This is a genomic window from Flavobacterium magnesitis, from assembly GCF_041729735.1.
Classification (GTDB): domain Bacteria; phylum Bacteroidota; class Bacteroidia; order Flavobacteriales; family Flavobacteriaceae; genus Flavobacterium; species Flavobacterium magnesitis.
On sequence record NZ_JBCFQK010000010.1, the window covers coordinates 38662 to 61397 of the forward strand.

The 22736-nt window shown below is 33.7% G+C and carries 19 protein-coding genes; 14 read left to right on the top strand and 5 right to left on the bottom strand.

The window, feature by feature from the left end; all coding sequences use genetic code 11:
• Positions 1-24 precede the first annotated feature (24 nt).
• The 3 genes from pta to AAGV33_RS08460 all read right to left on the bottom strand — a co-directional run bounded on the left by pta (position 25) and on the right by AAGV33_RS08460 (position 5074).
• Positions 25-2118 (bottom strand): phosphate acetyltransferase, encoded by a 2094-nt coding sequence (gene pta, locus AAGV33_RS08450; protein WP_373391533.1) that lies wholly within the window; start codon positions 2116-2118, stop codon positions 25-27.
• Between the two features lie 62 nt (positions 2119-2180).
• On the bottom strand, positions 2181-3251 hold the full coding sequence (gene corA, locus AAGV33_RS08455; RefSeq protein ID WP_373391534.1) for a magnesium/cobalt transporter CorA: 1071 nt from the start codon (positions 3249-3251) through the stop codon (positions 2181-2183).
• A gap of 203 nt (positions 3252-3454) precedes the next feature.
• Positions 3455-5074 carry an ABC-F family ATP-binding cassette domain-containing protein gene (locus AAGV33_RS08460; protein WP_373391535.1) on the bottom strand — a complete coding sequence of 540 codons (1620 nt, stop codon included), beginning with the start codon at positions 5072-5074 and terminating at the stop codon, positions 3455-3457.
• A 228-nt stretch (positions 5075-5302) separates the two neighbouring features.
• Between AAGV33_RS08460 and AAGV33_RS08465 the strand changes: the two genes are divergently transcribed.
• The gene (locus tag AAGV33_RS08465; RefSeq protein ID WP_373391536.1) at positions 5303-6130 is read left to right on the top strand and encodes a hypothetical protein; all 828 of its coding nucleotides are present in this window, start codon (positions 5303-5305) and stop codon (positions 6128-6130) included.
• 290 nt (positions 6131-6420) lie between these two features.
• Here AAGV33_RS08465 and AAGV33_RS08470 read toward each other — a convergent pair whose 3' ends face one another.
• On the bottom strand, positions 6421-6846 hold the full coding sequence (locus tag AAGV33_RS08470) for a lipocalin-like domain-containing protein (RefSeq protein ID WP_373391537.1): 426 nt from the start codon (positions 6844-6846) through the stop codon (positions 6421-6423).
• 423 nt (positions 6847-7269) lie between these two features.
• Here AAGV33_RS08470 and AAGV33_RS08475 point away from each other — a divergent pair, with 423 nt between their 5' ends.
• The 13 genes from AAGV33_RS08475 to argH all read left to right on the top strand — a co-directional run bounded on the left by AAGV33_RS08475 (position 7270) and on the right by argH (position 22170).
• Positions 7270-8739: an MFS transporter gene (locus AAGV33_RS08475; protein WP_373391538.1), complete on the top strand. Its 1470-nt coding sequence runs from the start codon at positions 7270-7272 to the stop codon at positions 8737-8739.
• Between the two features lie 378 nt (positions 8740-9117).
• Positions 9118-10296, top strand: a complete 1179-nt coding sequence (locus AAGV33_RS08480) for a hypothetical protein (protein WP_373391539.1) — start codon at positions 9118-9120, stop codon at positions 10294-10296.
• A 422-nt stretch (positions 10297-10718) separates the two neighbouring features.
• Positions 10719-11384 carry a GNAT family N-acetyltransferase gene (locus tag AAGV33_RS08485; protein WP_373391540.1) on the top strand — a complete coding sequence of 222 codons (666 nt, stop codon included), beginning with the start codon at positions 10719-10721 and terminating at the stop codon, positions 11382-11384.
• 38 nt (positions 11385-11422) lie between these two features.
• Entirely contained in the window at positions 11423-12616 is a 1194-nt protein-coding gene (locus AAGV33_RS08490) for an argininosuccinate synthase (protein WP_373391541.1), read from the top strand.
• A 111-nt stretch (positions 12617-12727) separates the two neighbouring features.
• Positions 12728-13054 (top strand): hypothetical protein, encoded by a 327-nt coding sequence (locus AAGV33_RS08495; RefSeq protein ID WP_373391542.1) that lies wholly within the window; start codon positions 12728-12730, stop codon positions 13052-13054.
• A gap of 105 nt (positions 13055-13159) precedes the next feature.
• Positions 13160-14137 carry an N-acetyl-gamma-glutamyl-phosphate reductase gene (gene argC / locus AAGV33_RS08500; protein ID WP_373391543.1) on the top strand — a complete coding sequence of 326 codons (978 nt, stop codon included), beginning with the start codon at positions 13160-13162 and terminating at the stop codon, positions 14135-14137.
• A 77-nt stretch (positions 14138-14214) separates the two neighbouring features.
• Positions 14215-15354: an aspartate aminotransferase family protein gene (locus tag AAGV33_RS08505; protein ID WP_373391544.1), complete on the top strand. Its 1140-nt coding sequence runs from the start codon at positions 14215-14217 to the stop codon at positions 15352-15354.
• A 332-nt stretch (positions 15355-15686) separates the two neighbouring features.
• Complete coding sequence (locus AAGV33_RS08510) at positions 15687-16883, top strand: glutamate-5-semialdehyde dehydrogenase (protein WP_373391545.1); 1197 nt, start codon at positions 15687-15689, stop codon at positions 16881-16883.
• Between the two features lie 156 nt (positions 16884-17039).
• Complete coding sequence (gene proB / locus AAGV33_RS08515) at positions 17040-17801, top strand: glutamate 5-kinase (protein WP_373391546.1); 762 nt, start codon at positions 17040-17042, stop codon at positions 17799-17801.
• Positions 17802-17880: 79 nt separating this feature from the next.
• A complete protein-coding gene (locus AAGV33_RS08520; RefSeq protein WP_373391547.1) occupies positions 17881-18828 on the top strand; it encodes an N-acetylornithine carbamoyltransferase in 948 nt (315 codons plus the stop codon).
• 48 nt (positions 18829-18876) lie between these two features.
• The gene (argB, locus tag AAGV33_RS08525; protein ID WP_373391548.1) at positions 18877-19656 is read left to right on the top strand and encodes an acetylglutamate kinase; all 780 of its coding nucleotides are present in this window, start codon (positions 18877-18879) and stop codon (positions 19654-19656) included.
• A 114-nt stretch (positions 19657-19770) separates the two neighbouring features.
• Complete coding sequence (locus AAGV33_RS08530) at positions 19771-20844, top strand: M20 family metallo-hydrolase (RefSeq protein ID WP_373391549.1); 1074 nt, start codon at positions 19771-19773, stop codon at positions 20842-20844.
• Between the two features lie 45 nt (positions 20845-20889).
• Positions 20890-22170: an argininosuccinate lyase gene (gene argH, locus AAGV33_RS08535; protein ID WP_373391550.1), complete on the top strand. Its 1281-nt coding sequence runs from the start codon at positions 20890-20892 to the stop codon at positions 22168-22170.
• Positions 22171-22326: 156 nt separating this feature from the next.
• On the opposite strand, the gene ytxJ is transcribed toward argH, so the two are convergent.
• Positions 22327-22716, bottom strand: a complete 390-nt coding sequence (ytxJ, locus tag AAGV33_RS08540; RefSeq protein WP_373391551.1) for a bacillithiol system redox-active protein YtxJ — start codon at positions 22714-22716, stop codon at positions 22327-22329.
• Positions 22717-22736 lie beyond the last annotated feature (20 nt).

Genomic DNA, 22736 nt, shown 5'->3' on the forward strand with positions numbered 1-22736 from the left:
AACTTAGAGCCTCAGTAACTCTTGCTATAATCCCTGCGCCTGAATCGCTGTAATCACCACTGTGTTAATAATATCATCTACGGTACAACCACGGCTCAAATCATTTACAGGCTTGTTTAAGCCTTGTAACATTGGTCCAATGGCTAATGCTCCCGTTTCACGCTGGACTGCCTTATAAGTATTGTTCCCTGTGTTTAAATCGGGAAAAATAAGCACACTCGCCTGTCCTGCGACTTCGGAGTTGGGCATTTTGCTTTTTCCAACTTGCATATCCACCGCTGCATCGTACTGAATAGGCCCTTCTATTTTTAAATCAGGGCGTTTTATTTTTACAATTTCGGTTGCTGCTCGCACTTTTTCCACTTCATCGCCTTTTCCAGATGAACCGGATGAGTAAGACAACATCGCTACTTTAGGCTCTATTCCAAAAGCTAAACTCGAATCGGCAGAAGAAATCGCAATTTCAGCCAACTGTTCAGCAGTAGGATTCGGATTAATGGCACAATCTCCAAAAATAGAAACCCTGTCTTCCAGACACATGAAAAAGATTGACGAAACCACACTCGAATTGGGTTTTGTTTTAATGAATTGCAAAGCGGGTAAAATAGTATGTTGCGTAGTATGTGCCGCTCCCGAAACCATTCCGTCTGCGTGACCTTTATACACCATCATGGTTCCAAAATAAGACACATCTTCCATTAAATCTTTGGCCATAGCCATAGAAACATTCTTATTTTTTCGAAGTTCATAATAGGTATTCACATAATCATCATAATATTGGGATTCGATAGGAACAATAATATTTACTTTCGAAAAATCATATGCAATTCCTAATTCGGCTACTTTGCTTTCAATTTGTTTTTTATTTCCAATAACCGAAATATCAACTACGTCCATAGCTAACAATCGAGAAGTTGCAATAATGATTCTGTCGTCATCTCCTTCAGGTAAAACAATATGTTTTCGATGTTGTTTTGCTCTTTTAACCAAATTGTATTGAAACATTTTTGGTGTCATTCCATCCGCTTCAAACGCACTCAGTTTGTTGGACAAATCATCTAAATCGACATACTTTTCAAAAGTACTTATCGAAGTTTCAATCTTATGTTTATTCTCGGCGTAAATTTTAGATTTTATTGATCCTATCTTATTGGTTATTCTATAAGTACCACCATCTACCGAAATAATTGGTACAACACTATTCAAACCCTCAATCAACTTTAAAATACTATCTTCTGGCAGAATATTTCCCGTCAAAACAATACCAGAAACCGTTGGATAATTCACCGATTCATTGGCTTGTAAAGCACCCAAAATAATGTCCGCTCTATCGCCAGGGGTAATTACCAGCGCATTCTCTTTTAAGTGTAATAAATAGTTACGCAATTGCATGGCGCCAACACTAAAACTTCCTACTTCATTATTAATATAATCTTTACCAAAGAGCACTTTTGCATCCAGTTCTTCTACTATTTCTTTAACTGTAGGATTATCTAAACTCGAAATCGCAGGAATAGCACTTACCAAAACTTCTTTCGGCAAAACGCTTCGCAAACCATCTTCTGCCAGTTTTAAGTTCTCAGGCTGAATTTTATTGGCTATAAAAGCCAAAACTTCAACCTCTTTGTTTTTGAAAGAATCATAAGCCAGATATTCGCTATCCAAAAACTCTTCCAGTGTTTTCCCAACTCCAGAACCCACAATTATTGCAGGAATTCCTAAGTTTTTAGCGATAAGAACATTCATATCTAATTCGATGGCCGTTCCTTCTCCACTAAAACTAGTTCCCTCTACCAGAACAAAATCAAAACGCTCTTCTAAATGTTTGAATTTTTCAATAATTAAATCTAAAACATCGCCTATTTTTCCTTTATTCTTTTTCTTGATCAGTTGACTTTTGGTAATTGCAAAAGCATCTTCAAATCGAATATCCAGACCAAAATAAGAAATTACGGTTTCGATATGGTTATCTAATTTTCCGTCTTCAAAATCCTCGACAATAGGCCTAAAATAACCCACTTTAGCCGTTCTACCAATAAGCATACTCATTAATCCCAGAGTAATTATTGATTTTCCGCTATTGCTTTCAGAAGTTGCGATATAAATAGCTTTGTTCATTTTATTGTTTTTTACACATTATGTATTCGTTATAATTCAAATCTAATTCTCATTCTAAACATTTAAAACCACTTTATCTTTTTAAAATAAGCTATCATTCCCATCACAATTAGAAACATCACACCAATGATGATATAATAGCCGTTTTTATATTGCAATTCGGGCATATTTTCAAAATTCATTCCATAAACACCCACAATAAACGTAAGCGGAATAAATATTGCCGAAACTATGGTTAGCGTTTTCATAATCTGATTCATTTTATGTCCCTGGGACGAAAAAAAGAAATTAGAAGCACTTTCTACTATTTCCATATCCGATTCGATTTGTTCTAAAAGTTCTAAACTTTTTTGATGCAATCGAGAAAAATAAACATAGGAATCTGTTTCAATTACATTGCAAAGCGTATCCTCCTTCAAACTCTTAATTGTTGTCAAAGAATCGCGAAGCGGAATAATAGAACGCTTTAAAAAATTAAAATTATCCCGGTGTTTTTCAATTCGAATTAAAATATTGGGATCAGCACTTGTTTTAGAAAGCGTCAATAACTCTTCAACCTTATCCTCCTCATTATCAATCGTAATGTAAAAATTTTCAATCACTGCGTCCAAAAGCAAATACAATAAATAATCGGCTTTTTTAGAACGAACGATACCTGTTTTGGTTCGAATGCGTTCCCTGATATGCGTAAAAAAATCACTTCTTTTTTCCTGAAAAGAAATTAAAACACCTTCTTTTAGCAAAAAAGAAATTTGTTCAATACTAATGTTATCCGAGTTCTCAGCAGGTAAAATGGATTTTATATTAAAAAACAAACTAGAACTACTTTCCTCCAGTTTGGTTCTTCGGGTAGTATTTAAAATATCAGAAAGTAAAAAACTATCAATTTGAAAAAAAGCGCCGATGCCTTCCACAATTTTTAAATCATTCAAACCGTGTAAATTCAGCCAATTGTTTTTGTTCAAATGAATATGCTGCTTTAAATCAGAAAGTGCAATATTTTGATTTTCTTCCACAGCATTCTCATCGTAAACAAACAATTGCATTTCCGATTCGTACTGCTTGTGTTTTCCAATATATTCCAGTGGATTAGGCTGTACTTTTCTAGCTTTCTTATATTTAATTTTTCGCATACAAAAATCATTTAACAGTAATATTACGAAAAAATCCTGGCAAAGGAGAACAACTTAACATTAAAAAAACAGAAACTTATTAGATAAAACGTTTCGTTTTGAAACAAAAAAAGGGTTCCACTTTTATTAAAGCAGAACCCTTTCTATTTCTTAAATAACAACACTTTTTTTAAGAAGTGCTATATTTAATAATTATAATCCAATTATAAATTATACATTTTCTTTCTCAATTCCTGAACTTTATCATCATCCAAATATTCGTCAAATGTCATGTAACGGTCGATTGCTCCGTTTGGAGTCAATTCCACCACTCTGTTACCTACAGTTTGAGCAAACTCGTGATCATGAGTGGTGAAAATCACCGAACCTTTAAAGTTTTTAAGCGAATTATTGAAAGCCGTAATCGATTCCAAATCCAAATGATTGGTTGGTTCGTCCAGCATCAAAATATTAGCGCGTTCCATCATCATTCGAGACAACATACAACGTACTTTTTCTCCTCCTGAAAGCACACGACTGGTTTTTAAAGCTTCTTCTCCTGAGAAAATCATTTTCCCAAGGAAACCTCTAATAAAAACTTCGTCACGCTCTTCTTCAGTTTTTGCCCATTGGCGTAACCAATCTACAAGAGACAAATCATTTTCAAAAAACGAATGATTTTCAACTGGTAAATACGCCTGATTTGTAGTTACTCCCCAATCAAATTCTCCAGAATCAGCCGTTTGATTTCCATTTAAAATTTCGTAAAAAGCAGTTGTAGCACGGGAATCTTTAGAAAAAAGGACAATTTTGTCTCCTTTTGCCATATTCAAATCTACTCCTTTAAACAAGGTTTCTCCATCCACAGAAGCACTTAAACCTTCTACATTCAGGATTTGATCTCCAGCTTCACGATCCTGATCAAAAATAATAGCAGGATAACGACGGCTTGAAGGTTTTATTTCAGAAATATTCAATTTAGAAATCATTTTCTTACGGGAAGTTGCTTGTTTAGACTTGGCCACATTCGCAGAAAAACGACGAATAAATTCTTCCAATTCCTGTTTCTTTTCTTCGGCTTTCTTGTTTTGTTGTGCTCTTTGTTTTGCAGCCAATTGGCTTGATTCGTACCAAAAAGTATAGTTTCCTGAATAATGGTTGATTTTTCCAAAATCGATATCCGAAATATGCGTACAAACCGCATCCAGGAAGTGACGGTCGTGAGAAACCACAATTACCGTATTTTCATAATTAGCTAAGAAATTCTCTAACCAGGCGATAGTTTCAAAATCCAAATCGTTGGTAGGCTCATCCATAATCAACACATCAGGATTTCCAAAAAGCGCCTGCGCCAAAAGCACACGAACTTTAATTTTCCCTTCCAAATCGCCCATTAAAGTATAATGATGCTCTTCATTGATTCCTAAGTTAGACAACATCGAAGCCGCATCCGAATCGGCATTCCAACCGTTCATTTCTTCAAACTGAACCTGAAGTTCCCCTATTCTATCGGCATTTTTATCATTGTAGTCTAAATAAAGTTCATCCATTTCTTTCTTAACAGCATACAACACTTTATTTCCCATCAATACGGTTTCTAAAACAGTATGCTCATCGAACATGTTGTGATTTTGGTTTAAAACCGACATACGTTTTCCAGCTTCTAAATGAATGTGTCCCGAAGTAGGATCCATTTCGCCAGAAATTATTTTAAGAAAAGTTGATTTTCCAGCACCGTTAGCACCAATGACACCATAGATGTTACCGTGAGTAAAAGTGGTATTTACTTCGTCGAATAAAATTCGCTTACCAAACTGAACTGATAAATTATTTACTGTTAACATGAATATTTTTTATAGAATTTGCTGCAAAAGTACAAAAAAATACCTATTTATAAGAATGCATCCTAAAGTTAGGATTTATGTTTATTTGTAGGAATATTTTAATATATTTGGGGATTATAAAACTTATACTTAATATCTAAGTTTAAAACAAAACTAACCCATTTTTTACACTTATGTACTAGTAGTTAGCATACATTTTACAGACCAACACATTCAAAAAAACCAAATATGTTCTTAACATCAAAACGGCTAGAAGAAAGAGCGGAAGGTTTAGAAACTCTTAGAAAAATTTACTCGGAAAAAGACAAATCTTTAATCGTTCATTATTCCTGTGAATCTTTTGTCACAAATCATGGAAAAACACCAAGGGTTACTTCCATCTGTATTCGGTTTTTAGAAAGTGCACAAACAAAATCATTTTCTATTCATTTACAAGCTCAATTTGACAAAATGGATTTCAACAATCTAACTGACCAAGATTACGATAAGTTAGAGAAAAAAGTTTTGAGCGATTTTTATGAATTTGCAGAAAATCACAAAAAATATAATTGGATACATTGGAACATGAGAAATTCAAATTTTGGATTCGAGGCAATTTCAAATCGATACAAAATATTAGATGGTAAACCATTTATAATAGATGAAGACCGCAGATATGATTTCCCAAGAATTCTCACCAAAATTTACACACATAAATACGAAGAAGATAATCCCGATGGAAGACTTTTAAATTTAGCAAATAGAAATTCTATAGATACTCGAGACGCATTAAAAGGTAAGGATGAAGCCTTAGCTTTTGACAACAAACAATATTTAGAATTACATAAATCAACATTACGAAAATTAGACATCATTGACTATATAATTGAGAGAACTTATAAAAATCAATTGATTGTTATCGCAAAAAAGAAAGATATTTATGGTTATACAATTCCTGGAATAATTGAGATTGTAAAAAACAACTGGATTCTTCTTGGAATTTGGACAATCTTGATATACATTTTAGGAGCAGCAAGTGAACCAATATTTCAAAGATTATTTGGAACAGCATCTTAACAAAACGATTACTAACAGCAGTTTGTTACTCCCACTCGTGCCGACAAAGAAAAGACAGCATGAAAATGTAAAAAATTCTTTTACAGTCACAAAAAAAAAGATGTTTAACTTTGTCGAGCTACTTGATGAGATTGCTTCGCCAGTTCGCTATCGTTCTTGTCCTCCTTTGTCGGAATTGACAAACTGTGTGTTTCTCAGCAAGGGAATTACTTGTTCCAACAAACAAAAACAACTAAAAAACAAAGCTCCATTTTTCAATGAAGCTTTTTAAATAGACTGAATTATATCGTTTACTTTGTATAAACTGTAATATTTCCTGCATCGTCTCTTAATTTAAGTTCATTAAGAGATAAATTAACAATATCCTGAGTCATTGCTGTCCCTCCAATTGTTGTTGTTAAATTATTGTGTGATCTAACATACGTACCTTCTGTAGTTGTCAATTCACATTCATCGCTAAGTACTGGCGTTGTGTAATCTCCAAAAACTACCACATTACTTGCTCTTAAGTCCATGTAATCCCTTTCGCAGCCATCTTCATTTTGTGGCGCATTTGTTAGTTGTTCACTACCATCAACAACGGTTCCTACCATAGAAAGTTTCCATTTACCCTGAAGTGGAGCTAATGTTTCTCCTTCATTGTCATCACTGTCACATGATATTGCAAAAATTCCGATGAATGCAATAAGTACTAGCATTAAGCTTCTCTTTTTCATTTTTTCATTTTTATAATTAATAATGGCTAAATTAATAGGAAACCGAGCCGTACATATTACATAATTTCCGCGTTTTGTTACATAACTCGAAAGTGATTCCTAATTTAATTCCATACCAACCCGCTCAATCAACTCTTCAAAATATCCTAAACAACCCGTTCCATATCGACAGTATTATAAAGGATTTAAAAACCAAACAAACATTTCCTCACACAAAAGAAATAAAAAACCTACAGTTGTTAAAAACAAAAACATGTACAATTTAGTCGAAAACATGTACTTTACTAACGTTTCGTCGAAAAACCAACATTTAGGACTTAAAAAGAAAATTAAACTTTTTGAACTAAAAAAAAATAAAAATACATTTACGCAAAACATCCCTAATAAAAAAAACACTAAACTAAAAAAATCAACTAAAAAATTATGAATTCTGAAAACTTGCAAACCAAATGGGGACAATTCATTTCTCTGGTAACTGTATTCTTCTTCTGGGGCTTTGTTGGATCAGCCAATGATATTCTGATTCCAGTATTTAAAAAAGTATTTACCTTATCCCAAGTACAATCGCAATTAGTAGCTTGGGCATTTTATGCCGCTTATTTTGTAGGCTCTATTATCTTTTTTCTGGTTTCTTTAAAATCAGATGTGTTACAAAAATTTGGTTACAAGAAAACACTGGCAGCTGGTTTAAGCGTTTCGGCTATTGGTTCGTTTTTATTTGTTCCAGCCGCTACAATGGAAAGTTTTCCTTTTTTCTTAACCGCATTATTTACGGTAGGATTGGGTTTTTCTATCCAACAAATTGTAGCTAATCCGTTAGCTATTAAAATGGGAAGTCCCGCAACCGGAGCCCATCGTTTGACTCTGGCTGGTGGTGTTAATTCGTTCGGAACCACTATTGGTGCTATTTTGTTAGGAATTGCATTATTTGGAATGGGAAGCAGCTCAGAAACTACACTTTCATTAGAAGACATTAAACTTCCTTTTGTTATTCTAGGATTTGCTTTTATTCTAGTGGCTCTTTTTATGCTTTTTTCTAAAATTGAAGATCCTGCAAAAGAAGAAGAAATAAAAATTGAAGCAGGTAATAAAAAATTCGCCATTAAAGATTATCCTCAATTGTACCTGGGAATGATTGCGATTTTTATTTATGTGGGAACTGAAGTTACGATAATTAGTAATCTTCCTGCCTTATTAAAAACTGCGGAGTTTGGAAATATTCTCGAAGAAGCCATTCCTCCATTTATTGCTTTGTATTGGGGAAGTTTAATGATTGGTCGCTGGAACGGTGGTGTAAATGTTTTCAATACTTCGAAAGCTACTAACATGTTGCTTAAATTTATTGTTCCCGCCTTAGCTTTTGGAGTAATTATACTAACTAATATTTTTGCAGAACACAATGTTGATGCTTTTTATATTTATCCTATCTGGATATTAATTTTTATTCTAATCAGTTTTATTGGCGGAAAAAATGCTGGAAAAACATTGATGCTTTTTGGCGTTTCAGGACTACTAATGATGTTAATTGGATTGGTTTATCCAGACAGAGAAATTGCAAAATTCTTTTTCATCTCAGGAGGTTTGTTCTTATCTATTATGTGGCCTTCAATTTTTGACTTAGCCATTGCTGGTTTAGGAAAAAATACTGGAAAAGCTTCCTCATTTCTGATTATGATGATTCTGGGCGGTGGAGTAATTCCGTTAATTCAAGGAAGAATTTGTGATTTTGACTTAACTAATCCAGAAGGGATAATGGGGATTTCATGGACTCATTTCTCATACACTATACCTCTTTTAGGATTTGGTTATTTGGCATTTTACGGCTTTTATTGCCCTAAAATCCTGAAAAAACAAGGCGTTTTTCACGTTGAATCCGAAGGAGGCGCACACTAAACTAACTATTTTCAAAACGAAGCCATCATTTTTTTGATGGCTTTTTTTATGTTCAGAATTTACAAAAATCATTCCTTCCTTTAAAGCGATGTGATTAAATTATGGAATAGTAAACAAGCCACCCCGCCCGCTGGGCACCCCTCCAAAGGAGGGGAAGTCGCGTAATTTCCCCTCCTTTGGAGGGGTGTCTGAAAGACGGGGTGGCTTTTCTATATTTTAAGAGTTTAACCTTTTTAACAGAATTAGTTCTTAACTTAATGATATTGTCCTTTAGGGGCAGAGAACACGAAAATTTCTTTTTTAAAATAAATTTAAACAGCTTCTTAATAATTCGAATAAATTAGTTTTTTAAAAATATATTTGTCCAAAATTTCGAACATGAAAAAACAACTACTCTTACTCTCTATACTTTTATTTATTGCTTCTTGCGGTGTGAAACAAACTAGGAATTTGTTGACTACTGGAAATTATGACGAAGCAATTGACAACGCTATTTCTAATTTGCGTTCGAATAAAGACAAAAAAGGAAATCAGGAATATGTTTATCTGTTGGAAGAAGCTTTTTTTAAAGCCAAAGAAAGAGATTTAAACAGTTTGAATTTATTAGAACAAGACAAAAATCCGTCTAATCTGGAAAAAATATTCAATACTTATGTTCAATTGGATAATCGTCAGGAAAAAATAAAACCTTTACTCCCTTTAAAATTACTGAAAGAAAATAAGAATGCTAAATTCACTTTCGACAATTACAACAAACAAATTGTTGAAAGCAAAAGTGCTTTGTCTAAATATTTATACGATAATAGCAAAGCTTTACTGAAATCAACAAACAAATTAGAAATTAGAAAAGCCTATGACGATTTGGAATATTTAAACCAAATCAATCCTAATTACCAAAACACATTGCAATTGCTAGAAGAAGCCTTGATAAAAGGAAGATATTATGTAAATGTAGCTTTACGCAACCAAACTAATATGGTTATTCCAGTTGCTTTACAAAATGATTTATTGGATTTCAACACCCTTGGAATGAACGACAAATGGACAGTTTACCACAATAGTCTTCAAAAACAAATTAAATATGATTACCAAATCATTGTCAATTTTAGAGCAATCAACATCACCCCTGAACAAATAAAAGAGAAAGAATTTGTTAAAGAAAAGGTAATCAAAGAAGGTTTGAAAGATCTTTTAGATAAAAACGGAAAACCCGTAAAAGACAGCCTTGGAAAAACAATTAAAGTAGATAATCTAAAAACTATTGTAATTCGAATTAGAGAATTCAATCAGTTTAAAGCTTGCCAAATTACTGCAAATGTGGATTATATCAATTTTACAAACAAACAACTTTTAAAATCTTTTCCTTTAGCATCTGAATCTGTTTTCAGTAATGATTATTCGACTTACAAAGGCGATAAAAGAGCAACTGAAGAAACTTATTATTCTTATTTTAATCGAAAATTAGTTCCCTTTCCTAGCAACGAGCAAATGGTTTACAACACGGGCGAAGATTTGAAAGCCAAATTGAAAGCGATTCTAGTGAGAAATAAATTTTAAATTTCATATAATTCAATAGATTGCAACTCTTTGATCAACAAATCCAAATGTTAAAATAAATTATAAAACACTGTTCAGTTTCAAAAATATGTTTACTTTTGCACTAATGAATTACAAAAGTGTACATATTACCTCATTGTCACGGATAGACAAGCCAGTTACTTCGCCCGAAGTACGGATACTTGTATAGTATCTAAAAATGCTTTTGGTCTTATTATTCATTATTTTTATTATTACCACATTGAAATTACAACCGTTATCCGTTGGATTAACATATCCTAAAAGTAAAATTTTATTTTTTTTATATTCCTACATTTTTTCTTGTTGGCTTTATTATGTTAATTTTGCAGTCAATTTCAAAAAAGGTTCCATATTAAAATTTAATTATTTCACATTTTTTAACCCAAAATTCATCTTTTGAAATGAATATCTCTATTGTTATAGCTCAGGAAGAACATTTTAAGTACGCACAAATTATTTGCGATACTATAGAAACGTCTGCCCTATTGAGAGGAACCGGAATAGCAAAAAGAACTCCTGAATATGTCCAGAAAAAAATGGAAAATAAGGATGCTGTTATTGCATTGGATAAAAAAGGGAATTTTGCAGGTTTCTGCTATATCGAAAGCTGGCAACACGGTAAATTTGTTGCGCATTCAGGATTGATCGTACATCCTGATTTTAGAAATCTAGGGTTAGCTAAGAAAATTAAAACCTTTGTTTTTGATTATTCATTAAAAAAATATCCTGGTGCCAAAGTATTTGGTATTACAACTGGTTTAGCGGTAATGAAAATCAACTCTGATTTAGGGTACAAACCCGTTCCTTTTTCTGAATTAACTAGCGATCCTACTTTTTGGTCTGGTTGTAAAACCTGTACTAATTTTGAAATATTAAAAAGTAAAGATTATAAAATGTGTTTGTGTACGGGAATGCTTTATGATCCCGCTGAAAAACCAAAAGATCCACCCAAACATCCATTTAATGTACGGATTTGGAATCGATTGAAAAAAATCAAACAAGCATTGTTTTTAGAAAATAAAGACGAATTTATCAAACTGTATAAAAAATTAAATCTAATCAGCTAAAAGCACAAAAGCCGATAGCCATTAATAGCCCATAAAAAATGAAAAAAGTTGTATTAGCTTATAGTGGAGGTCTAGATACCTCATATTGCCTTAAATATTTAAAAAATGAAAAAGGATATGAAGTTCACACCGTATTAATTAATACAGGAGGTTTTGATGATGCTGAATTAAAAGCTATCGAAGACAGAGCCTATGAGTTAGGAAGTGCGAAACACGCTAATCTTACTATCTTAGATAAATATTATGACAAAGCCATCAAGTATTTAATTTATGGAAATGTATTAAAAAACAATACCTACCCATTATCAGTAAGTGCTGAACGTGTTTTTCAGGCAATTGAAGCTATAAAATACGCTAAATCTGTTGGTGCTACTGCTATTGCTCACGGAAGTACAGGTGCTGGAAACGACCAAATTCGTTTTGATTTAATTTTCCAGACTATTGCTCCCGAAATTGAAATCATCACTCCTATTCGTGACTTGAAATTATCAAGACAAGAAGAAGTAGATTATTTATCTCAAAACGGAGTTCACTACTCTTGGGAAAAAGCACAATATTCGATCAACAAAGGACTTTGGGGAACTAGTGTAGGCGGAAAAGAAACTTTGACATCACACCAATCTTTACCAAGCGAAGCTTATCCTTCTCAATTAACAAAAGAAGGCGAAGAAAAAGTAACTCTTGAATTCAAAAAAGGAGAATTAGTAGCTGTAAACGGTATTGCTGACAAACCTTCGAATAATATTGTAGCACTTGAAAAATTAGCTAGTGCTTACGCTATTGGTAGAGATACTCACGTGGGTGATACAATTATCGGAATTAAAGGAAGAGTTGGTTTTGAAGCGGCTGCACCAATTATCATTATTAAAGCACACCATTTATTAGAGAAACACACTCTTGGAAAATGGCAACAATACTGGAAAGAACAACTAGGAAACTGGTACGGAATGTTATTCCATGAAGGTCAGTTTTTAGATCCTGTAATGCGTAACATCGAAGCTTTCCTTGAGGATACTCAAAAAACAGTAAACGGAAAAGTATTTGTTTCGTTGAAACCCTATCATTTTTCATTAGACGGAATCGAATCTGATAATGATTTAATGAATACTGGTTTTGGTCAATATGGCGAAATGAACAATGCCTGGACATCAGATGATGCTAAAGGATTTATTAAAATCTTAGGTAATGCTCAAAACATATTTTCATCTGTAAACAATGAAACTTACGAGTAATTAATTGTAGTGATTTATATTATGAAAATAAAAACATTTGTTTTATTACCGTTATTTTTTATACTGTTTGGATGTTCTAATAGTGATGATTCTTCTACTGAGGAAGAAACATTGAAAAGTATCACCTATGAAGTTTTATCATTTGAATTTACAGCTGACACTGGTAATAATTCATCTCGTTTAAAATATAATATAAAATACACTAACCCTAATAATGTGGCTGTAAAAGGAAGTACTGCAGTAACTATGGATTATAATGGAATAATATTAAGACCCATTAAAAGAGTTCCTCCTTATGTTGAAATTGGTGCAAATTCTACTTATACAGAAGTTTATAATGTTGAATCTCCTCATGACACACAATCATTAAGTCCTGAGCAGATAAAGACATTTACCGTGAAGTTCGTAACAGCAGAATTCGTTTTTGCTATTGATTAAAAAACATAGGAGATTAGATAACTTTTTAAAATTGTCTAATCTAAAAACACAAAAGATATTAAAAATCGAATTCGATTTAACAATGTATCTAAAAAAATAAAGATTATGATTAAAGTTGGAATAATAGGCGGTTCGGGATATACAGCAGGAGAATTAATTAGAATTCTGATGTTTCACCCGAATGCTCAATTGGATTTTGTTTACAGTACTACAAACGCTGGAAAATCACTATCTGTGGCACACCACGATTTGTTAGGCGATATCGAAATGAATTTTACGGATACTATCAATCCTGATGTTGATGTGCTTTTCTTGTGTTTAGGACACGGAAAATCCATTTCATTCTTAGAAAACAATAAATTCTCAGATAATACCAAAATCATCGATTTAGGAAACGATTTCCGTTTGACAAAAGACAAAAACTTTAACGGAAAATCTTTTGTATACGGATTGCCTGAACTAAATAAATCCGACATTAAAAACGCCAATTATATTGCTAATCCAGGTTGTTTTGCTACGGCTATTCAATTGGCTTTATTGCCATTGGCTGCTGATAGTGCATTGACTGAAGATGTTCACATCAACGCCACAACCGGTAGTACAGGTGCTGGAGTTGGTTTAGCTGCTACTTCACATTTTAGCTGGAGAAACAATAATTTCTCGCACTACAAGGTATTTGAGCACCAACATTTGGGAGAAATCAATCAAAGTATCAATCAATTGCAGGCGGATTATTCAGATGAATTGATTTTTATACCCAACAGAGGCGATTTCCCAAGAGGAATTTTTGCCACTTTATATACAAAATCGGAAGAAAGTTTAGACGATTTGGTTGCCAAATACGAAGCTTATTATGCTGACCAACCTTTTGTAACAGTGACTACTACTAACATCAACATGAAACAGGTAGTACAAACGAACAAATGTATTATTAGTTTATTAAAAAAAGGAAACCGGGTTTTAATTACTTCAATAATTGATAATTTATTGAAAGGCGCCTCTGGTCAGGCGGTTCAAAACATGAATTTAATGTTTGGATTAGAAGAGACTACAGGATTGCATTTGAAACCAAGTGGATTTTAAAAAAGCTTAATTGCTAAATCGGTTAATTGTTTAATCGATTCAGCAATTAAACAATTAACCGATTAAACAATAAAAAAATGAACTTATTTGACGTTTACCCATTATACCCTATTACGCCTGTAAAAGCTTTAGATTGCACGATTACAGACGATAAAGGAATCGAATATTTAGATTTATACTCTGGTCACGGAGTAATTTCTATTGGACATACACAACCGGATTATGTTGCTAAAGTAAAAGAGCAATTGGATAATTTGAGTTTTTACTCGAATGCTATTCAGAATCCTTTACAAGTAGAATTAGCAGAAAAATTAGGAAAAGCTTCTGGCTTAACTGATTTCAGCTTATTTCTTTGTAGTTCTGGTGCTGAAGCCAATGAAAATGCTTTGAAAGTAGCTTCTTTTCACACGAACAAATCAAGAGTAATTGCTTTTGATAATTCGTTTCACGGAAGAACTTCTGCAGCAGTTGCTGTAACCGATAACAAAAAAATTGTTGCGCCATTAAACGCACAACAAGCCGTTACATTTCTGCCTTTAAACCAAATTGATTTGGTAGAAGCAGAATTGAAAAAAGGAGATGTTTGTGCGGTTATCATCGAACCTATCCAAGGTGTTGGTGGTTTAGACCAGGGAACAACTGAATTCTTTCAAGCTTTGGAAAAAGCATGTAAAGCCAATGATGTAGTTTTAATTTTAGACGAAGTACAATCAGGTTACGGAAGAAGCGGAAAATTCTTCGCTTTCCAACACCACGGAATCAATCCTGATATTGTAACTACAGCTAAAGGAATGGGGAACGGTTTCCCTATTGGAGGCGTTTTGATTTCTCCTAAATTCCAGGCTAGCTACGGATTATTAGGAACTACTTTTGGTGGAAGTCATTTGGCTTGTGCTGCTGGAATTGCTGTTTTAGACGTGATGGAAGCTAAAAATCTAATCGAAAACACCAACAAAGTTTCAGAATACTTTTTTGAAGCGATTAAAGTAATTCCTGAAATCATCAAAGTAAAAGGAAGAGGATTGATGTTAGGAGTTGAATTTGACTTTGACGTGAGTGCTTTGAGAAAGAAAATGATTATTGAGAAATATATTTTTACAGGTGGAGCTAACAATAAAAACTTATTGAGAATCCTTCCACCATTAACGATTACTACTGACGCAATTGACGCATTTATCGTTGCACTACAGGAATCATTAGCAGAATTAAAAGCATAAGTTTTTTTAAACTTTTGCTCCGCAAAGTCTCTGACTTTGAGGATGTGTTTGAAGGTTTTAAACCTTCGTTTTGTATGCGGTCAGAGACCGATTCTCGCTCCCTCAAAGTCAGAGACTTTGCGGAGCTGAAGAAAGTTTAGTTGAATTAAAATAATCATGAAATATAAAACCACGTTAACTCTTTCTTTGATAACCATAATATTTGGTTGGATTTTAAGTGGATTTGGTTTTACAACAAAATTAGGTCATCCTATAAGTACAATTTGTTTTTTAACAGGTTTACTAATGATTCTATTTGGCGTTATATTTTTTATTAAAACAATAAGAGAAAAATGAGTACTATTTTATCCATAGAAAAAAGAAATGCTGTATTGACTACTATGGCGGCTCTTTTAGAACAAGAAAGAGAAGCTTTGAAAGCCATCAATCAACAAGATTTAGCCAATTATAATGGTGAAGATTTGGCTATGGAAAAACGGCTACTCGTTGATGATGCCAAGGTGGACGGAATGATTCTTTCTGTACAACAATTGGCTAGTCAGGAAGATCCTGTGGGTCAGGTTCGTTATGAATTCACTCATGATAACGGAATGAAAATCAGCAATAAAACGGCTGCTTTTGGAACGATTTTGATTATTTATGAGTCGCGTCCAGATGTAACGGTGGAAGCTGGTGGAATTGCTTTCAAATCAGGAAATAAAATTTTATTGAAAGGCGGAAAAGAATCCTTGCTTTCGAACCAAAAAATTGTGAGTCTTTGGCACCAGGCTTTAGAAAGCAATGGAGTTTCAACGGATTGGGTGGAATATTTGAATTATGACCGAGTTCAAACTCAGGCTTTCTTAGAAAAACCAACACAAAGAGTCGATTTAATTGTACCTCGTGGTGGTGAAAAACTGATTGAATTTACTAAAAAACACGCAAGCTGTCCAGTGATTGTAAGCGGTCGAGGAAATAATTTTGTGTATGTAAATGCTGATGCTGATTTAGAAAAAGCATTATCGATTATTATTAACGGAAAGACCTCAAACATATCCGTTTGTAATGCTTTAGATAAAGTTTTAATTGATACTAATATCCCAAATTGGGAAGGCTTCGCTAACGAATTGGCAACCAAATTAAAAGCATATAATGTAACTATTTTAGGCGATGACGCTTTCGCAAAAGCAACTCAGGTTCCTGCAATAGAAAATGATTTGATTTGGTACGAAGAGTTTTTGGATTACAAAATTGTGATTGGAACTATCGATTCGAAACAAGATGCGATTGCTAAAATCAACAAATATTGTGGAGGACATTCGGCTTCAATTATTACCGAAGACAAAGCGATTGCGCAAGAATTCATGGAAAACATTGACGCTTCATCCGTTTATCATAATGCTTCTACTCGTTTCACTGATGGAGGGCAATTTGGTTTAGGAGGAGAATTAGCTATTAGTACAGATAAATTACACCAACGCGGACCAATTGGTTTACAACATTTGGTAACCAATAAATGGTATATTTACGGAGACGGACAGATCAGGTAGCAGAAAACAGACTTGAGATTGCAGAATTTAGATTTCAGATTGATTTCAGTTGAAATTGACATTGATTTTTGATATTGAATTAAAAAAAAACTTTGTGCCCTTTGCGATTACTTTGTGTCCTTTGTGGTTAAAAAAAGCCCTTTGCGGTTAAAAAACATGGCAAAAAAAAGAATTTTATTAAAATTAGGAAGCAATACGCTAACCAAAGAAACCAATCATATTTCGAGAGGAAAGATTGAAGATATTGGTATGCAAATAGCCGCCTTAAACGATGAATACGAATTTATCATTGTGAGTTCGGGCGCTATTGCTGCGGCGAAACAATTTGTTAAGTTAGACAACAACGACAAAGATGTTTTTGTAAAACAGGCTTTGGCTTCTATTGGTCAGCCGCATTTAATGCGGATTTACAATGAAAACTTTAAGGATTTAGGACTAAATACTTCGCAGTGTTTGCTTTCTTATTCTGATTTTGAAAAAGAACAAACCAGAAAAAACATTGTCAATACAATTAATGTATTAGTCAAAAACAATTACATCCCTATCATCAACGAAAACGATACGGTAGCCACGGATGAAATTAAATTTGGCGACAATGATAAATTAGCTGCTTTGACCGCTGTGTTACTAAAAGTTGATATTCTGATTATTGCTACAAACACAAATGGAATTTATATAAAATCCTCTATTGGTAATCCAAATCCTGAAACTATAGCAATTGTAAATGATTTAAGAATTTTAGAAAAAGAAATTGGAGAATCAAAATCATCTCACGGAACAGGCGGAATGCAATCTAAAATAGAAGCCGCAGCCATTGCAAAAGAAGCTAATATTGAAACCTGGATTGTGAATGGTCTAAACGACAATTTTATATTGAACGCACTAAAAAACGAAATACTTTTTACTAAAATAATATAAAGCTAATTTGGCTATTTTTGACTTTGTTATTCAATTAACACATCAACAAACTACCAAATCAACAAATAAACTATCAATTATGAACTACATCTCAATTCAAAACATCGACAACTTGTCACAATGGGTTCAAGATGCACTTAAAATAAAAAAGAATCCTCTTAAACATAAAAAATTAGGTAAAAACAAAACCTTAGGAATGTTGTTTTTCAATCCTAGTTTAAGAACACGTTTGAGTACTCAAAAAGCAGCCTTAAATTTAGGAATGAATGTCATGGTAATGAATTTTAGCAATGAAGGATGGACGCTGGAATTTGAGGATGGAGTAATCATGAATCAAGGTGCTTCAGAACACATTAAAGAAGCTGCTGAAGTAGTATCTCAATATTGTGATATTATTGCTATCAGAGCGTTTGCTGGATTGATTGATAAAGAAAAAGACAATGCCGAAACGGTTTTGGCTGGTTTCTTAAAACATGCTACCGTACCTATTGTTAACATGGAAGGTGCAACTGGACATCCTCTACAATCTTTGGCTGATGCCATTACAATAGAAGAATTCAAAACGCCTCACAGACCTAAAGTGGTTTTATCCTGGGCACCACATCCTCGAGCTTTGCCTCAGGCTGTAGCCAATTCATTTGTAGAAATGATGCAATTGCAAGATGCTGATTTTGTAATTACACATCCGGAAGGTTACGAATTGAATCCTGCCATTACCAAAGATTCTAAAATAGAATACGATCAGGATAAAGCTTTTGAAAATGCCGATTTTATTTATGCCAAAAACTGGAGTAATTACATTGAATACGGTCAAATTACAAATGCGGATTCTAACTGGACCATTACTGCCGAAAAAATGGCTTTGACTAATAATGCTAAATTCATGCACTGTTTACCCGTAAGACGTAATGTAATTGTAGCCGATGAAGTTATTGACAGCGAAAATTCGATTGTAATTGAACAAGCCAATAACAGAACCTACGCAGCACAATTAGTGTTACAAAAAATATTGAAAGCAAGGTTCTAAAATATCAGAAGTTTAATATTTTAAAATTTTGAATCCAAAAGCAACAACATGAAACAACAACTTACAGTAATAAAAATAGGTGGAAACATCATCGATAATCCAACTGAATTAACGCAATTCCTTTCTGATTTTTCTAAAATTGAAGGAGCTAAAGTTTTAGTTCATGGTGGTGGAAAATCAGCAACTAAAATGGCACAAAGCATAGGCTTAACTCCTAAAATGGTTGATGGTCGCCGCATTACTGATGCACCAATGCTGGATATTGCTGTGATGATTTATGCGGGTCAAATTAATAAAAATGTAGTTGCCGAATTACAAGCAAATAACACCAATGCCATAGGTTTTTCTGGTGCAGATGGAAATCTTATCCTTTCAGAAAAAAGAAATCATCCTACAATTGATTATGGTTTTGTGGGTGATGTAAAAAAAGTAAACACAGCTTTATTGCAAAAAATAATCGGATTAGAAATAGCTCCTGTTTTTTGTGCCATCACACACGATAAAAACGGGCAATTACTGAACACTAATGCAGACACCATTGCAAGTGAATTAGCCATTGCACTTTCGGAAGTTTTTGAAGTAACCTTAAATTATTGCTTCGAAAAAGCGGGAGTTCTTACGGATGTTGAAGATGAAAATTCAGTAATCCAACAAATAAATTCAGAACTTTATGCTAAACTAAAAGAAGAAGGTGCTATCCATTCGGGAATGATTCCTAAATTAGACAACTGTTTTAATAGTCTGTCTAAAGGTGTTCAGAAAATCAAAATTGGACACCATAAAATGCTAAAAAATGCCGATGCTATTTACACAAGCATTCAATTATAAACACAGTTGGTTTATTCATTTTTATAATAATAAACCAATCCTAGTTTGAAAATTAGAAGAAAACCTTCTAAAAAAACTCCCAGAGAGTCTACCTCTATCGGAAAAACAAATAAAATGAAAAACATCGAAACACTTACTCAAGAAGCAATTAATTTATTAAAAAGCCTAATTGAAACACCTTCGTTTTCTAGTGAAGAGCAGCAAACCGCTCTTTTAATAGAAAATTGGTTTAACCAAAACGAAATACCTTTCAAGAGAGAGAATAACAATGTTTGGGCATTCAATAAACATTTTGACAAAAACAAGCCTACCCTACTTTTAAACTCACACCACGATACCGTTAGACCCAATCAGGCTTATACAAATGATCCTTTTAAAGCCATTGTTGAAGATGGAAAACTATTTGGTCTAGGAAGTAATGATGCTGGCGGATGTCTGGTTTCATTAATGGCAAGTTTTACTTATTTTTATGCCAATGAAAATCTGCCTTACAACATTGTAATGGTAGCTTCAGCCGAAGAAGAAAGCAGCGGAAAAAACGGTTTAAACAGTGTATTAAAACACTTACCAGAACTTGAATGCGCTATTGTGGGCGAACCTACTTTAATGCAATTGGCTATAGCCGAAAAAGGTTTATTAGTACTGGATGTAAAGGTAAAAGGAACAGCCAGTCATGCTGCACATCAAAACGAAGACAATTCAATATATAATGTTATTCCTGTAGTGGAATGGTTTAAAAACTATAAGTTCGAAAAAATTTCGACTGCATTAGGGCCTGTAAAAATGACCGTAACCCAAATCACTGCAGGTAAACAACACAATGTGGTGCCATCAGAATGCAATTTGGTAGTTGATATCCGAGTAAATGATTGTTACACCAACCAAGAAATTTTAGATACCATAAAAGAAAGTGTAAATGCCGAAGTCACTCCTCGTTCTATGCACTTAAAAGCTTCATCAATTCCTGAAACACATGGATTAGTTCAGGCAGGAATTGCATTAGGCAGAACTACTTATGGCTCTCCTACGCTTTCAGACCAATCGGTTTTAAGCTGTAAATCGTTAAAATTAGGACCTGGCGATAGCTTGCGTTCGCACTCGGCTGATGAATTTATTTACTTGAACGAGATCGAAGAAGGAATTCAATTGTACATCAAAATATTGACTGATTTTTTTAAAAACATATAGTACGGACAGCTCGCGAGCTGTCCCTTCAATAAAAAAAATACACTTATGAAACTTTGGGAAAAAGGAATACCAACAGATAAACAAATCGAACAATTCACCGTTGGAAACGACCGTGAACTCGATTTGGTATTAGCAAAATACGATGCTTTAGGCTCTATTGCTCACGCTAAAATGTTGGAACAAATTGGATTACTAACTCCAACTGAAACTGATTCTTTAGTAGTCGCTTTAAACGAAATTATTGCTGATGTAGCCAAAGGCAATTTCGAAATCGAAGACAGTTTTGAAGATGTACATTCTAAAATTGAATATCTTTTGACGGTGAAATTAGGTGATGCTGGTAAAAAAATCCACACTGCCCGTTCCCGTAACGACCAGGTTTTAGTTGATGTAAACTTATACCTGAAAGATGTTGTAAAAGACTTGAAATCTCAGGTAAAAACATTGTTTGATTTATTAATGGAATCGGCAGAAAAGCATCAAAATGTATTGTTACCAGGGTATACACATTTGCAAATTGCAATGCCTTCTTCTTTTGGAATGTGGTTTTCTGCTTATGCTGAAACCTTGATTGATGACATTACGATGCTGAATGCAGCATTAAAAGTAGTCGATCAAAATCCATTGGGTTCTGCTGCTGGTTACGGAAGCTCCTTCCCTATCAACCGAACTTTTACTACTCAGGAATTAGGATTCGAAACCTTGAAATACAATTCGGTTGCGGCACAAATGAGCCGTGGAAAATCAGAGAAAACAGTCGCTTTTGCAATGAGTAGTGTTGCTGCTACTTTGGCTAAATTCTCGATGGATGTATGTTTGTACATGAGTCAGAATTTTGATTTTATCAGCTTACCTGCTCATTTAACTACAGGTTCTAGCATCATGCCACACAAGAAAAATCCTGATGTTTTTGAGTTAATTCGTGGGAAATGCAACAAGATTCAAGCCTTGCCTTATGAAATTACTTTGATTACCAATAATCTTCCAAGTGGGTACCACCGTGATTTGCAATTATTGAAGGAAGGATTGTTTCCGGCTATTCAAAACCTGCAAGCTTGTTTAGATATTGCTATTTTTTCCATCAAAGACATCAAAGTAAAAGACGAAATCTTAAACGATAAAAAATACAATTACCTGTTTACTGTAGATACTTTAAACGAAATGGTAGTAGCAGGGATGCCTTTTAGAGATGCTTACAAAGCCGTTGCGGAACAATTAGAAGCTGGCACGTATGAATCTCCAAAAGAAACCAAACACACTCACGAAGGAAGTATCAATAACCTTTGCTTAGCAGAAATTAAAGAAAAAATGAATCTGGCTTACTAAAAGCAAAAGCATTCAAACAAAAAAAGCCATGAACTTTCGGATTATAGTATTTAAATTCGTGAATTCGTGGCTTTATACTTTAAAATCTGTGCTAATCTGTGTAATCTGAGGTTAAAAACAAAAATTATAATTCGTGAATTCGTGGCAAAAAAAATACTATAACTTCCCTTTCAATACCGTAGCATCAATATCCGAATGCGAAGCATCATAAACCGATTTTCCGTCTTTTATTAAAAGTATTTGTGGCGATTCGTGATACACATTAAAACGATTGGCTATTTCATTCGAAATTTCGCGGTAAGCGATTAAATCTAAAAAATAAGGCGTAACCTCATCTTGTAACTTAAACTCATTTTCAAATTGCTTTAACGCCATTCTGCTCACACTGCAACGGGTACTGTGTTTAAAAATAACCGCTGGTTTCTCATTCGAATTGAAAATAATCTCACCCAACTGATCAATATCAGTAAGCAGTTCCCAATTCATTTTACTTTCTGGCTGTTTAGGAGTTTCATCACTCCCAAAAATATCTTTAAAAAAACTCATGTCTTGACTGGTTTTAGGTC

Excerpts from the sequence above, each read along its gene's own strand:
- AAGV33_RS08470 (WP_373391537.1), bottom strand. The coding sequence starts at position 6,846 with ATGAAAAAGAGAAGCTTAATGCTAGTACTTATTGCATTCATCGGAATT.
- AAGV33_RS08520 (WP_373391547.1), top strand. The coding sequence starts at position 17,881 with ATGAACTACATCTCAATTCAAAACATCGACAACTTGTCACAATGGGTT.
- AAGV33_RS08505 (WP_373391544.1), top strand. The coding sequence starts at position 14,215 with ATGAACTTATTTGACGTTTACCCATTATACCCTATTACGCCTGTAAAA.
- argB (WP_373391548.1), top strand. The coding sequence starts at position 18,877 with ATGAAACAACAACTTACAGTAATAAAAATAGGTGGAAACATCATCGAT.
- ytxJ (WP_373391551.1), bottom strand. The coding sequence starts at position 22,716 with ATGAGTTTTTTTAAAGATATTTTTGGGAGTGATGAAACTCCTAAACAG.
- corA (WP_373391534.1), bottom strand. The coding sequence starts at position 3,251 with ATGCGAAAAATTAAATATAAGAAAGCTAGAAAAGTACAGCCTAATCCA.
- AAGV33_RS08460 (WP_373391535.1), bottom strand. The coding sequence starts at position 5,074 with ATGTTAACAGTAAATAATTTATCAGTTCAGTTTGGTAAGCGAATTTTA.
- AAGV33_RS08475 (WP_373391538.1), top strand. The coding sequence starts at position 7,270 with ATGAATTCTGAAAACTTGCAAACCAAATGGGGACAATTCATTTCTCTG.
- argC (WP_373391543.1), top strand. The coding sequence starts at position 13,160 with ATGATTAAAGTTGGAATAATAGGCGGTTCGGGATATACAGCAGGAGAA.
- AAGV33_RS08510 (WP_373391545.1), top strand. The coding sequence starts at position 15,687 with ATGAGTACTATTTTATCCATAGAAAAAAGAAATGCTGTATTGACTACT.
- pta (WP_373391533.1), bottom strand. The coding sequence starts at position 2,118 with ATGAACAAAGCTATTTATATCGCAACTTCTGAAAGCAATAGCGGAAAA.
- AAGV33_RS08465 (WP_373391536.1), top strand. The coding sequence starts at position 5,303 with ATGTTCTTAACATCAAAACGGCTAGAAGAAAGAGCGGAAGGTTTAGAA.
- AAGV33_RS08480 (WP_373391539.1), top strand. The coding sequence starts at position 9,118 with ATGAAAAAACAACTACTCTTACTCTCTATACTTTTATTTATTGCTTCT.
- proB (WP_373391546.1), top strand. The coding sequence starts at position 17,040 with ATGGCAAAAAAAAGAATTTTATTAAAATTAGGAAGCAATACGCTAACC.
- AAGV33_RS08490 (WP_373391541.1), top strand. The coding sequence starts at position 11,423 with ATGAAAAAAGTTGTATTAGCTTATAGTGGAGGTCTAGATACCTCATAT.
- AAGV33_RS08485 (WP_373391540.1), top strand. The coding sequence starts at position 10,719 with ATGAATATCTCTATTGTTATAGCTCAGGAAGAACATTTTAAGTACGCA.
- AAGV33_RS08530 (WP_373391549.1), top strand. The coding sequence starts at position 19,771 with ATGAAAAACATCGAAACACTTACTCAAGAAGCAATTAATTTATTAAAA.
- argH (WP_373391550.1), top strand. The coding sequence starts at position 20,890 with ATGAAACTTTGGGAAAAAGGAATACCAACAGATAAACAAATCGAACAA.